Source organism: Rhizobium pisi (genome assembly GCF_003938655.1).
In the GTDB taxonomy this organism is placed as follows: Bacteria; Pseudomonadota; Alphaproteobacteria; order Rhizobiales; family Rhizobiaceae; genus Rhizobium; species Rhizobium pisi.
The window spans coordinates 192978-206049 of sequence record NZ_RJJT01000004.1; the positions used below are offsets into that span (position 1 = coordinate 192978).

The 13072-nt window shown below is 61.9% G+C and carries 10 protein-coding genes; 7 read left to right on the forward strand and 3 right to left on the reverse strand.

What is annotated here, in order from left to right; all coding sequences use genetic code 11:
* The first annotated feature begins 7 nt into the window (after positions 1–7).
* Both EFD55_RS07280 and EFD55_RS07285 read left to right on the forward strand, forming a co-directional pair.
* The gene (locus tag EFD55_RS07280; RefSeq protein WP_125843933.1) at positions 8–469 is read left to right on the forward strand and encodes a plant virulence effector HPE1-like domain-containing protein; all 462 of its coding nucleotides are present in this window, start codon (positions 8–10) and stop codon (positions 467–469) included.
* 437 nt (positions 470–906) lie between these two features.
* The gene (locus tag EFD55_RS07285; RefSeq protein WP_125843934.1) at positions 907–2730 is read left to right on the forward strand and encodes a methyl-accepting chemotaxis protein; all 1824 of its coding nucleotides are present in this window, start codon (positions 907–909) and stop codon (positions 2728–2730) included.
* A 79-nt stretch (positions 2731–2809) separates the two neighbouring features.
* Here EFD55_RS07285 and EFD55_RS07290 read toward each other — a convergent pair whose 3' ends face one another.
* Positions 2810–3298: a 2-thiouracil desulfurase family protein gene (locus EFD55_RS07290; protein ID WP_125843935.1), complete on the reverse strand. Its 489-nt coding sequence runs from the start codon at positions 3296–3298 to the stop codon at positions 2810–2812.
* Positions 3299–3354: 56 nt separating this feature from the next.
* Positions 3355–5538: a glycine--tRNA ligase subunit beta gene (glyS, locus tag EFD55_RS07295; RefSeq protein ID WP_125843936.1), complete on the reverse strand. Its 2184-nt coding sequence runs from the start codon at positions 5536–5538 to the stop codon at positions 3355–3357.
* Positions 5539–5756: 218 nt separating this feature from the next.
* Between glyS and EFD55_RS07300 the strand changes: the two genes are divergently transcribed.
* From EFD55_RS07300 to ubiA, 5 genes are all read left to right on the forward strand, one after another.
* Positions 5757–8066: a Tex family protein gene (locus tag EFD55_RS07300; RefSeq protein ID WP_125843937.1), complete on the forward strand. Its 2310-nt coding sequence runs from the start codon at positions 5757–5759 to the stop codon at positions 8064–8066.
* 133 nt (positions 8067–8199) lie between these two features.
* On the forward strand, positions 8200–9459 hold the full coding sequence (locus tag EFD55_RS07305; RefSeq protein ID WP_125843938.1) for a cyclopropane fatty acid synthase: 1260 nt from the start codon (positions 8200–8202) through the stop codon (positions 9457–9459).
* Positions 9460–9508: 49 nt separating this feature from the next.
* The gene (locus EFD55_RS07310) at positions 9509–10090 is read left to right on the forward strand and encodes a histidine phosphatase family protein (RefSeq protein WP_125843939.1); all 582 of its coding nucleotides are present in this window, start codon (positions 9509–9511) and stop codon (positions 10088–10090) included.
* Positions 10091–10201: 111 nt separating this feature from the next.
* Entirely contained in the window at positions 10202–11014 is an 813-nt protein-coding gene (locus EFD55_RS07315) for a MipA/OmpV family protein (RefSeq protein ID WP_125843940.1), read from the forward strand.
* Positions 11015–11176: 162 nt separating this feature from the next.
* Positions 11177–12136: a 4-hydroxybenzoate octaprenyltransferase gene (ubiA, locus tag EFD55_RS07320; protein WP_125843941.1), complete on the forward strand. Its 960-nt coding sequence runs from the start codon at positions 11177–11179 to the stop codon at positions 12134–12136.
* 116 nt (positions 12137–12252) lie between these two features.
* Here the strand turns inward: ubiA and EFD55_RS07325 are convergent, their stop codons facing one another.
* Entirely contained in the window at positions 12253–12819 is a 567-nt protein-coding gene (locus tag EFD55_RS07325; RefSeq protein WP_125843942.1) for a DUF6101 family protein, read from the reverse strand.
* Positions 12820–13072 lie beyond the last annotated feature (253 nt).

Sequence of the window (13072 nt, forward strand, 5' to 3'; positions counted from 1 at the left end):
AGCATTGATGCGTCAGATTTTCTTCGGTGCGGCAATCCTGCTGATGGCGGGCTCGGCGATGGCATCTTCTATCGAGGTGATCGGCAAGGCTGCCCCCAGCGCTGACAGCAGCATCCTCACCCAATCCTGCAGCAATTGCCCGCCGCTCCAGATCGACGTTACCAAGAAGGACTACACCGTGCCGGAGTTGAAGCCCGGCGTCGTCGAGGCGAGCGAGATCCGCGACGTCGGCGGCGAAAAGAAGATCTATCGCACCGAAGGCTGGATGGGCGGCTCGCCCGTGCTCTTCGTCAGCAAGGCAACCCCTGAAGCCCTGGTTGCTGCCGAGCCCTCGGTCGTGCCTGCCGAGGAAATCGACATGAACGCCACGACCGCGGCCGTCATCGGCAGCGATGCCAAGCCCGTTGTGGCAGGCATGGCTGAACAGCCGGCCACCCTCGACGCCTCCGAATTCAAGCTGCGGTTTTAGAAGCAATTCCAGCAAAAGTGCGCAGCGGTTTTGCGTCCGGAGTTGCGTAAGAACAAGAAGTTCCCTGCCCCGCCTGATCAAGGTTTCGATCGATTGGGGTTCCACCACCGGTGGACCGAATGCACCCTCGATGAGCAGCGAGGGTGCATTCCTGTTTTGGAGCGCTGCCGGTCGCTTGAGAATTCGAAAACGAGTGATGTTCGACCGACGGATGAAAATCTGCAGTTTTGCCTTGTAACTCTGCCCCCTGATTTTTAGGGAAATTTTGTCGCGTTTTTAATTAAATTAAAGATTTCTTATAGGGTAGGCGTCAATTCTTACTCGCCGGTCGCAGCATGTTGTTTTAGCAGCGGTAGACGCGTCGTCCTCTTCGGCGCTCGCACAGGCGGTAGAAGACCGCACCGGAATGTATTTGCCCATTCCCGTTGCGAGGATTCATGAAAAACCTAAAGATATCGAAGCAGCTCATATTGCTGGTCATCGGCCTGATGGTAGCGTTTGCGATCGCCACGTCCCTGCAGATCCGCTCCTCGGTCAATGCGATCTACCAGGAGCGCTATGACATGCTCCGCGCTGAGGTTCAGTCGGCCGTCTCCGTTCTCAAGCTTTACCAGGCCAAGGTCACTTCAGGTGAAATGACGCTCGAGGATGCTCAGAAGCGGGCCTATGCCACCGTCAACGGGATGAAGTACGACCCTGACGGCTATTTCTTCGGCTACAGTTACGACATCCAGATGATGTTCCACTACGACGCCTCGAAGGTCGGGCAGGTCTCGAAGGGTCAGCCGGACAGCAAAGGCAAGCTCTACCGCGAAGAGCTGGTCAAGCTGGGACAGCAGGGCGGCGGTCTCGTCGAATATTATTCTACCGCCAAACCGGGCCATCCTGCCGGCGATTTCCGCAAAACGGCCTATGCCTTGGCCTTCGACCCCTGGAAGGTCGTCGTCGTCACCGGCGTTTATATGGACGATCTCGATGCTCAGGTGAACGGCACGATCCTGACCGCTCTGTCCGGCAGCATCATACTGTTCTTCCTCGCCATGGCGGCCGCCTATTTTGTCATCCGCGGCATATCGGGACCTCTCAACAAGGTCCATGCCGCCCTCAAAGCTGTCGCCGAAGAAAACGTTTCCATCGCCATTCCGCATACCGGCATGAACAATGAAGTCGGCATGATGGCGAAGGCGACGCAGTCGCTGCAGGAAAAGATCAGGGAACGTCACGCGATGTCGGATCGCGAGGCGGCCCAGCAGCTGGCGCTGGAAAACGAGCGCGAAAACAATCTTCGCCAACAGCAGGATGAAGCAACGCTCCAGGCTCGGGTTGTGGCAACGATCGGCAAGGCGCTGGAGATGATCGCCCGCGGCGACCTCACTGTCCGCTGCGCCGATCTCGGTCAGAAATACGCCGCCCTTCGCGATAACTTCAACGATGCGCTGTCGCATCTCGAAGCTGCCATGGCCAAGGTCAGCGCCAAGGGTAGCGATATCGGCACCAGCAAGGAGGAAATCCGCCGCGCCTCCAACGAATTGTCGCAGCGCACCGAACGCCAGGCTGCGAGCCTGGAGGAAACCTCGGCCGCGCTCGATGAACTCACCGTCGCCGTCCGTCAGACCGCCGATGGCGCCCACGAGGCGAGCAAGCGCGTCCACGCCGTCAGCACCGAAGCCACTCATAGCGATGCAATCGTCAGCCAGGCGATCGAAGCGATGAGCGGCATCGAGAAGTCGTCCTCGGAGATCACCAAGATCATCGGCGTCATCGACGAGATCGCCTTCCAGACCAACCTTCTGGCGCTGAATGCCGGCGTCGAGGCTGCCCGCGCCGGCGAATCCGGCAAGGGCTTCGCGGTCGTCGCCCAGGAAGTGCGCGAACTTGCCCAGCGCTCCGCCGCCGCGGCCAAGGAGATTAAGGATCAGATCGCCCGCTCCTCCACTCAGGTGGACCACGGCGTTCGTCTGGTCGGCGAGGCAGGCGAGGCGCTGAAGCGGATCTCCGACCAGATCAAGGCCGCCAATGAGATCGTCGCCAAGATCGCCCACAGCGCCTCCGAGCAGGACACCACGCTGCGCTCAATCTCGTCGTCGATGAACCAGCTCGACGCCGCCACCCAGCAGAACGCCGCCATGGCTGAAGAGACCACGGCATCGGCCGAAACGCTGGCCAGCGACACCGACGAACTGATCGACCTCATCCGCGGCTTCCGCGTGAGTGGCGAAAGCAATGCCTCGGCCATACATCAAGGTCGCCGTGCTGCTTAAACGGCGCGAAGGCAACACGCCTTTTTATCACCAAATTCTTAGCGGCCGTCGGTTCTCCGGCGGCCGTGCCTTTTGAAGCTTACTGCGCGATACGATCGATCAGCCGCTCGATCTCGCGATCGGAAAACACCTCGACGCCATCAGCTTTCAGCGCGGCCGCCGTCACGCCTTTGCCGGCCTGCTTGTGGCCGGAAAACGTGCCGTCATAGATGAAATCGGATCCGCAGGACGGGCTGCCGTCGATGAGCAGCGCATAGCGGCAGCCGGCCTGCCTGGCGAGCGCCACGGCATTCTCCGCCGCCTGCAGGAACTCTTCCGTCACATCGGCGTCCGTCAGCTCGACAACCCGCGCCTTGCCAGCCAGCACCTCTTCGCCGGTCGCTCCGCCTAGGATTTCCGCGGGCGGCCGCGGCACCTGCATGCCTGCCGACATCTCCGGACAGATGGTCACCAGCCGCCCTTCTGCCCGCCATGTCTCGATTACCGGATGAAGCAATGGCTTCGCCCGCCCGTCATAGCGAACGGCCTGACCCATGAGACAGGCGCTGACGAGGATTTTGTTTTGCATGCTTCATGAATAGCGTCTCGGCGGCCGCAATGCCAGCACGCCGATGGTGGTCATTCTCACCCCGAGATCTTCGAGAAATCCGCAACCGTTCCCGTTGCCTCGCGGATCAACCGCAGCAGGGCGAGGCGGTTGGCGCGGATGGCGGCGTCCTCGTCGTTGACGAGCACATCTTCGAAGAAGCGGTCGACCGGGGCGCGCAGCCTGGAAAGTGCTTCCATCGCCGAGCGGAAGTCTTCTCGGGCGACAGCATCCGCCGCCTCTTTCGATGCGCCTGATATCGCGGCCAACAGTTCCTTTTCGGCATCGAGCTTGAAGAGTGCGTCCGAGACGGCGTCTGCGATCACCGTGCCCTTCTTTTCCTCGGCGGCGAGCAGCTGCGTGGCGCGCTTGGTGCCGGCGAGCAGGTTCTTGCCGTCCTCCGAGGTGATGAAGGCCGTCAGCGCTTCGACGCGGCGCGCCACCATCAACAGGTCGTCGGCCTCCGGGGTCAGCACGGCGTCGATGAGATCGTGGCGGGCGCCCTGATCGCGCAGATAGACCTTGAGACGGTCATGGAAGAAGGAGAGGAGGTCGGCGAATGTCTCGGCCGGATCGCCTGCGAACGAAAACTCCGCCTCGCCGCTCGCCTTGGCGAGCACCGATGTCTGGCGCGCGATCTTCAGCAGCGGCAGTCTGACATTGCGCTCCAGCAGGATCCTGACGACGCCGAGTGCTGCACGCCTCAGTGCGAAGGGATCCTTTGAACCCGTCGGCTTTTCGCCGATCGCCCAGAAGCCGATCAGCGTGTCCAGTTTGTCGGCGAGTGCGACGGTGATCGCTACCTTATCGGCAGGCACGCGATCGGATGGGCCTTGCGGCTTGTAGTGATCCTCGATCGCGAGCGCGACAGAGGCGTTTTCATCCTGAAGCGCCGCATATTTGCGGCCCATCAAGCCCTGGAGTTCTGGGAATTCGCCAACGGCTTCGGTGCGCAGATCGGCCTTCGCCAGCACCGCGGCGCGATCGGTGAGCGCTGCATCAGCGCCGGTGATACCAGCCAGCTCGGATGCGAGCGCACGGATGCGGGCGACGCGCGCGCCCTGCGTTCCAAGTTTGGCATGGAACGTCACATCGAGCGCATCGAGCTTGGCCATGCGCTGGTCGAGCGGCTTCGTGAGATCGAGACCGAATTTTTCGGCCGAAGCTTCCAGCGTCTCGAGATCCGGCATGTTTCCCTGGTCGCGCTTCCAGAAATGCAGCGCGTCCGAAAGCCGGGCCCGCACCACCTTGCCGTTGCCGTGGACGATTTCCTTGCCGCCGTCGCTGGCCTGGATATTGGAAACGAGGATAAACTTGTTCGAAAGCGTCTCGCCGCCCTGCTTGCGGGTGACGAAGCACTTCTGGTTGGTCTTGATCGTCAGACGGATGATCTCGGAGGGGATGGAGAGATAATCCTCCTCGAAGGAGCCCATCAGCACCTGCGGCCATTCGACGAGGCCGGAGACCTCCTCCAGGAGGCCTTCGTCTTCCACCAGCTCAAGCCCGTTGGCAAAGGCGATGTCGCGTGCGTCGTGCAGGATGTTGTCCTTGCGCCGCTCGGCGTCGAGGATGACCTTCGCCTTTTCCAGGTTCGCGACGTAGTCGTCGAAGCGCCGCACGGTGATTGCCTCGGGCGCGTGAAAGCGATGGCCGTAAGTGACATTGGAGGCGGTGATGCCGTCGATCTCGAAGGGGATGACGACGGTCTCTTCATGCTCCGGGCCGAAGGTGCAGACGATCGATTGCAGCGGCCGCACCCAGCGCAATGCGCCGGGCTTGGAGGAGGCCTTGCCCCAGCGCATGGATTTCGGCCATGGGAAATCGCGGATGATGCCGGGCATCACCTCGGCGATGATCTCTTCCGTCGCGCGGCCCGGCTTGGAGATGACTGCGACATAGAAATCGCCCTTCTTCGGATCGCTCACCACCTGCGCCTCGGCCACCGAGGAAAGGCCGGCGCCGCGCAGGAAACCTTCGATCGCCTTCTCGTTGGCGTCGGTGCGCGGTCCCTTGCGCTCCTCGCGCACGTCGGCGGAACGCGCCGTCAGGCCGTGAATGTCGAGGGTTAGCCGCCGCGGCGTCCAGTATTCGCGCGCGCCCTCATAGGACAGGCCGGCTTCGACAAGCGCATCGGTGACGAGTTTCTTCAGATCGCCGGCAGCCTTGCGCTGCATGCGGGCCGGAATCTCTTCGGAGCGGAGTTCGAGAAGAAGGTTTGGCATGTCGAATTTCCTTGCCTCCCGCGAGAGGGGAGGGATGGCTTGGGCGCCGGGTCAAAACGTTGCTTCTGCTAGCAAAGAATGCCGCATCTGCACAACCGCAAAATCGCCGCCTTTCCGGCATGCTTTCCTGTGGATCGGCGCCGGGCAGCAAACTCCAACATTGCCTTGCCGCTTTTCGCCGTTATGGTCCCGCCACCTCAGTCGAAACAGGAAATCCCATGGCCGCTGACCTCCGTTTCCTCGCAGCCCGCATCTCTGCCGAAATCAACGCCCGGCCCGACCAGGCCAAAGCCGCGATCGAGCTGCTGGACGAGGGCGCCACCGTGCCCTTCATCGCGCGCTACCGCAAGGAAGTGACGGGCGGGCTGGATGATACGCAGCTGCGCAATCTGGCCGAGCGGCTGGTGTATCTCCGCGAACTCGAAGCCCGCCGCGATGCGATCGTCGAATCGATCACCGGTCAGGGCAAGATGACGGACGAGCTGATGGCCAAGGTCGCCGGCGCCGAAACCAAGGCCGAGCTCGAAGACCTCTATCTGCCCTACAAGCCGAAGCGCCGCACCCGCGCCGAGATCGCCCGCGAACGCGGCCTCGGCCCGCTCGCCGAGGCAATCCTCGCCGAGCGCGCCAAGGAACCGGCCGTGCTGGCCGAAGGTTTCATCACTGCTGATGTGCCCGACGTGAAGACGGCGCTGGAAGGCGCCCGCGACATCGTCGCCGAAGGCATTGCCGAAAATGCCGATCTGCTTGGCAGGCTGCGCGCCCATATGCGCCAGGCCTCGTTGCTTAAGGCCAAGGTCGTCGACGGCAAGCAGGCGACGGGCGAGAAGTTTTCCGATTATTTCGACCATTCCGAACGCTGGGCGACCGCACCCGGCCACCGCGCGCTCGCCATGCTGCGCGGCTGGAACGAAGAGGTGCTGACGCTGACGATCGAGGCGGATGCCGAGACCGTCTCTCCTAACAAGCCGGTCGAACGCATGATCGCGGCCGCCTATGAGATCGGCGCAAGCCGCCCCGGCGACCGCTGGCTGATGGAGGTCGCAAGCTGGAGCTGGCGCGTGAAGCTTTCCATGTCGCTTTCGCTCGACCTGATGCGGGAGCTGCGTGAGAGGGCGGAGGAAGAGGCGATCCATGTCTTCGCCCGCAATCTCAAGGATCTGCTGCTGGCGGCACCCGCCGGCTCGCGCGCGACGATGGGTCTCGATCCCGGCATCCGCACCGGCGTCAAGGTCGCTGTCGTCGACGGCACTGGCAAGGTGGTAGCGACATCGACCGTCTATCCCTTCCAGCCTCGGAACGACGTGCGCGGCGCCCAGATCGAGCTCGCATCGCTGATCCGCAAGCACAATGTCGAGCTGATCTCGATCGGCAACGGCACCGGCAGCCGCGAAACGGAAAAGCTGGTGGCCGACATGCTGGCCGAACTGCCGGCGCCGAAGCCGACCAAGGTCATCGTGTCGGAAGCGGGCGCCTCGGTCTATTCCGCCTCAGCAACGGCGGCCGCCGAATTCCCCGATCTCGACGTCTCGCTGCGGGGCGCGGTCTCCATCGCGCGCCGTCTGCAGGATCCGCTGGCCGAACTCGTCAAGATCGAGCCGAAGTCGATCGGCGTCGGCCAGTATCAGCACGATGTCGACCAGCAGAAGCTGTCGCGCTCGCTCGATGCCGTGGTGGAAGATGCCGTGAATGCCGTCGGCGTCGATTTGAACACCGCGTCCGCGCCGCTGCTCGCCCGCGTCTCCGGGCTCGGGCCTTCGATTGCCGACGCAATCGTCCGCCACCGCGACAGCGAGGGCCGTTTCGAAACACGACGCGATCTGATGAAGGTTGCTCGCCTCGGCGGCCGCACCTTCGAGCAATGCGCCGGCTTCCTGCGCATCCCCAATGGCAAGGAGCCGCTCGATGCCTCCTCGGTCCACCCGGAAGCCTATGGCGTCGCCAAGAAGATCGTCGCTGCCTGCGGCCGCGATCTCAGGGCGCTGATGGGCGACAGCGCCGTCCTGAAATCGATCGATCCGCGCCAGTTCATCGACGAGAAATTCGGCCTGCCGACGGTCAAGGACATCATCTCGGAACTGGAGAAGCCCGGTCGCGACCCGCGCCCGAGCTTCAAGACCGCGACCTTCGCAGAGGGCGTCAACGAAATTTCCGACTTGAAGCCCGGCATGGTGCTGGAAGGCACAGTGACCAATGTCGCCGCCTTCGGCGCCTTCATCGATATCGGTGTGCACCAGGATGGTCTGGTGCATGTATCCCAGCTCGCCGATCGCTTCGTCAAGGATCCCCACGAGGTCGTCAAGGCGGGCGATGTTGTCAAGGTGCGGGTCGTTGAAGTCGATGCCAAGCGCAAGCGCATCGGTCTTTCCATGCGGCGCGATGACGGTTCTTCAGCGCCGCCGCCGCGTGGTGATTCTCGCGGGAATTCCGGTTCCGGGCCGCAGAACGAGCGTCGGCCCGCCACACCGAAGCCGGAAAGTCAGGGTGCCTTCGGCGCGGCACTTGCCGAAGCCATGAAGCGAAAATAATGGCTTAGCCACCACATCGGCAAAAATGCAACAGTTTGGCAGCGTTCTGAACGGAGTGCTAAATCCGGCGCTTGTAAGGCGAAAGAGATCGCCTAAGTTGATGTGACCATCCTGTCACATTTGCGAGGCGTCAATGGCGTCGGCATTCTTATCGATCGTCCAGCAAATCATCCGCAAGGGTTCTTTGAAACTTACCCTTGCCAATGGCGAGACTCACGTGGTCGGCGACGGCACGGGTGAAACCGTTGTCGCCCGCCTTGCCGATCAGGAGGCGGAAGACGCCATCCGGCGCGACCCGACCATGAAGCTCGGCGAAATGTACATGCAAGGCCGGTTCATTCTCGAACAGGGTAACATCTACGATTTCCTGTCGCTGGTGAAGCAGAACACCACCAACGAAATCTTCGATTTCAAGATGGCGGCACTACTCCTCGGCCGCATTGCCTGGCAGCAGCTGAAAAGCCGCGTGCCTGTCAATCGCAACAAGCACAACGTCGCCCATCACTACGACCTATCGGCCAAGCTCTTCGACCTTTTCCTCGATGAGGACTGGCAATATTCCTGCGCCTATTTCGAGCCGGCTGGTATCGGCCTTGACGAGGCGCAGCTTGCCAAGAAACGGCATATCGCCGCCAAACTCCTGCTCGAGCCGAACCAGCGCATCCTGGAGATCGGTTCCGGCTGGGGCGGCATGGGCATGTACCTGACGGAGGCAACGGAAGGGGCTGACTTCACCGGCATCACGCTCAGCGAGGAACAGCTCAAGGTTTCCCGCGCGCGCGCCGAAAAGCGCGGCCTTGCCGACCGCGTGCGTTTCGAGCTGCAGGACTATCGCAGCATGACGGGCAGGAAGTTTGACCGCATCGTCTCGGTCGGCATGTTCGAACATGTCGGTATCGGCAACTACGGCAATTTCTTCCGCAAAGTATTCGACCTGCTCGACGACAACGGCGTCATGGTCCTGCACTCGATCGGCCGTCCGAAGCCGAGCTTCGCCACCAACGCCTTCATCGAGAAGTATATCTTCCCCGGCGGCTATATTCCCTCGGTGGGCGAGGTCGTTCCGCCGCTCGAAAAGGCGGGGCTCCTGGTCAAGGATATCGAAATCCTGCCAATGCACTATGCCTATACGCTGCGCCACTGGCGCGAGCGTTTCGTGGCGCGCAAAGGTGAGGCCGTAGCGCTTTACGACGAACAGTTCTTCCGCATGTGGGAATTCTATCTGGCGGGTTCCGAAATGGGCTTCCGCTTCGACGAGCTCTTCATCCTGCAGATCCAGATCGCCAAGAACCAGTTCGCCGTTCCCGACAATCGCAATTACATCGCGCGCAACGAAGCCAAGCTGAGGGAATTCGAGGCGAGGCGTGCGCCGCTCGAGAAGGTGACGTTCTGATCCAGCAGCGCCTTCGCCGAGAGACCGGCCATCATGAAAGGACGTGTCGATGAGCAGCCCATTTCCCGAGATCTATCTGGTTCGTCATGGTGAGACCGAATGGAGCCTGTCCGGGCGCCATACCGGACGCAGCGATATTCCCTTGACGGCGAACGGCGAGGCCGCTGCCGGCAAGCTTACAGAACGGCTGGCGGGCCTCTCCTTCTCCGCCGTCTGGTCGAGCCCCTCCGAGCGGGCCCGGAAGACCTGCGCGCTTGCCGGATTCGGCTCGGGTGCGGTGATCAAAGGGGATCTCGCCGAATGGAACTACGGCGCTTATGAAGGCATCACGACGAAGGAGATCCTTGCGGGTCGCCCCGGCTGGCAGCTTTTTCGCGACGGCTGCCCGAGTGGCGAAACGGCAGCCGATGTCGGCGCACGGGCGGATGCTGTCATCGATGCGCTTCGCGCGGAAGCCGCTACCATCCTGATCTTTTCGAGTTCGCATTTCCTGCGTGTGCTCGCCGCCCGCTGGCTCGGCCTGCCGCCGCAAGACGGCGCGCGTTTCGTGCTCGATACCACAAGCATCAGCGTGCTCGGCTACGAGCACGACCTGAGCGAACCGGTCATCCGCCGCTGGAACCAGCGTTAGAAAGCCGTCCTCATCTCGCTGCCGTGGTTAACATTGGGGTAACGAGATCGGGATAAGTGTAGCGGCTGCCGCCCTCCGCGGCTTTGTTTTTGCGTTTTCTGGAGTGCGGACGTGTTTCATCGATCAGTCGTATCGATTTCTTTGGCTATTGCCCTTTCTTCTTTTGGATCAGCCGCCGCGCAGGAAAGCGGCCAACATTTCTGGTCCGGCGACTGGTATCTGAACGTCGGCGTCGCCGGCTTCTCCGCTCCGAAATTCGAGGGCTCGTCGCGTAACGAATTCAAGTTCAGCCCGCTGATCTCAGTTGGCCGGCAGGGCTCCGGCCCGCGGTTTTCCTCGCGCAACGACAATCCTTCCTTCGCTCTCATCGACAACGGCGCCTTCCGCGCCGGCATTGTCGGCCGGTTCGTACCGTCGCGTGACGACGGCGATGGCCATGAACTGAAGGGTATGAAGAAGGTAAAGTGGGGGGCGGAAGCCGGCGGATTCGTCGAGGTCTATCCGACCGATTTCCTTCGCGCCCGCGCCGAGGTTCGCCAGGGCATCCGCGCCCATGACGGCGTCGTCGCCGATCTCGCCGTCGATGCCTTCACCGATATTGCCCCGGACCTGCAACTATCCGGCGGCCCGCGCGCGACATTCGCCACCAGCGGCTATTACGACGCTTATTACGGCGTCAACGCCAAGCAGGCGGCGGCAAGCGGGCTTGATCCTTATAAGCCGTCGTCGGGCATCCAGTCCTACGGTGCAGGTACGGCGCTCACCTGGAAGGCGACGGAAAACCTCTCGGCGAGTTCCTTCCTGGAATATAAGCGGCTGGCCGGTCCCGCCGCCGACAGCAGTCTCGTGCGCGAGCGCGGCTCCAAGAACCAGGTCCTGATCGGCGTCTCGGCGACTTACAAGTTCAATTTTTCGCTGCAGTGATTGACACCGCTTGCGCGTCCCTTTGGGCGCGCAAGCGGCGCTGTATCGCTTTGAATTGCCACGGGATATGCCCTTGGATTGATTCCGATTTAAGGAATTATGCGGTCGCGGCGCGGTGATCGCTTCTTGACCGGATTGCCGGCCCATCGCTAGATGGGCGGCATGGAAGATACCGACAACTTCAATGACCGCGTCTCCGACGCGCCTTCCGACAACTGGGTCTACCGGATCCTGCCGCAATGGCTCTGGCCCTATGCGCAGCTTGCGCGCTGGGATCGCCCTATCGGCTGGCAACTCCTGATGTGGCCGTGCTTCTGGTCGGCGACACTTGCCGCCAATGCGGCGATTGACGAGGGGCTTTATTCCGGCAGCCTGCTAGTGTCCCATCTTTTCCTGTATTTCATCGGCGCGGTCGCCATGCGCGGCGCCGGCTGCACCTACAACGATCTCGTTGACCACAAGATCGACATGGAAGTGGCCCGCACGCGCTCGCGTCCGCTCCCCTCCGGCCGCGTCACGCGCGCCCGGGCGAAGATCTTCATCGGCCTGCAGGCGCTGGTCGGCCTTTTCGTGCTGCTGCAGTTTAACTGGCTCACCGTCTTCCTCGGCGTGCTTTCGCTGGGCATCGTGGCGCTTTATCCCTTCGCCAAGCGCTTTACCGACTGGCCGCAATTCTTCCTGGGACTTGCCTTCTCCTGGGGCGCGCTGATGGGCTGGGCCGGCATTTTGGGCGGCCTCTCCTTCGCCGCCATCCTGCTCTACGCCGCCTCCGTCGCCTGGACAATCGGTTACGATACGATCTATGCGCATCAGGACAAGGAGGACGACGAGCTGATCGGCGTGCGCTCCACCGCCCGCCTCTTCGGCGACAAAACGCGGCAATGGCTGATCTGCCTTTACGGGCTGACGTTGGTGCTAATGTTCCTGGCTTTCGCGCTCGCGGGCGCCAACCTGATTGCCTTCCTGGGCCTCATCGGTGCGGCTGGCATGTTCGGCTGGCAGATCATCCGGCTCGATATCAACGATCCGGCCCAATGCCTGGCGCTCTTCAAGTCGAACAACCGCGTCGGCCTCATCATCTTCTTCGGCCTTTTCCTCTCGCTGCTCTTCGCCATTCCCTGAATGGGACGATGCATGAAACGATAAACCCGGCGCAGGCGCCGGGTTTCAAAATGGTTCCGAAGCATGTCGCCCGGAAGTGCGCAGCGTTGCGCGCATCAAGTTCGATGCGTGGCGCTTTAGTTGCGGGCGATGATTTCCTTGCCTTCGATCTTCATGGCGACGCCCAGCCGGCCGGTGGTGCGGCGCACGAGGAAGCGCGGACGGCGGTTGGCGAAGTAGGAATGGCGGCGGCGCGGCTTGAGGTCGCTGGTGCGCAAGGCCCCGATATGGTCTTCGAGCGGACGGGCGACGCCGTCGGCCTCGACCATCAGCATCGGGATGCGGAAGGCTTCGGACCAGCTACGCCAGTCGGCGGCGATATCGCTGAGATCATGGGCGACAAGCAGTGGAACGCAGAGTTCCGGGTCTGCGTGGTGGAGTTCGAGCGTCACGGTGACCTCGCCGTCACCATGGTCGATGGCGCGGGCGGCGACACCCTTGAAGACGCGCTTCGGCAGCGCAATCGAGAGTGGTAGGCCGCTGGAGGGAAGGACCTTGCGCAGGACTGCGCCGCGCTCGTCTATGGTGATGTTGACGTCATCCGAACAATCATGGATGGCGTAGCTGACCTGCTGGGGAAAGCGGGACGGATCGAGGCGCAACGTCGTACCAGCCCATGCGGGCTTCATAACGGGATTGTTCATTTCATTCTACCCTTGTCTTACCTGAGAGCCGTTTCCGGTCTTCTCCTTGGGACTTTTCGTCCTCTATGGCCGACAATAGGCGTGCCCCGTTCCGTACAGCTTAAAAATTGCGGTTAAGAAAACTTTGCCTCCTGCGATGGTTATCAAAACCGAATCCGGCAGGGTTTCCGGAAGGTGAACGGTGTGGTGTCCTGAAGCGGCACATCCTGGGGTAAGCCTCAGGTAAGTTTTTCGTGGCAAAATGCCGTCACCA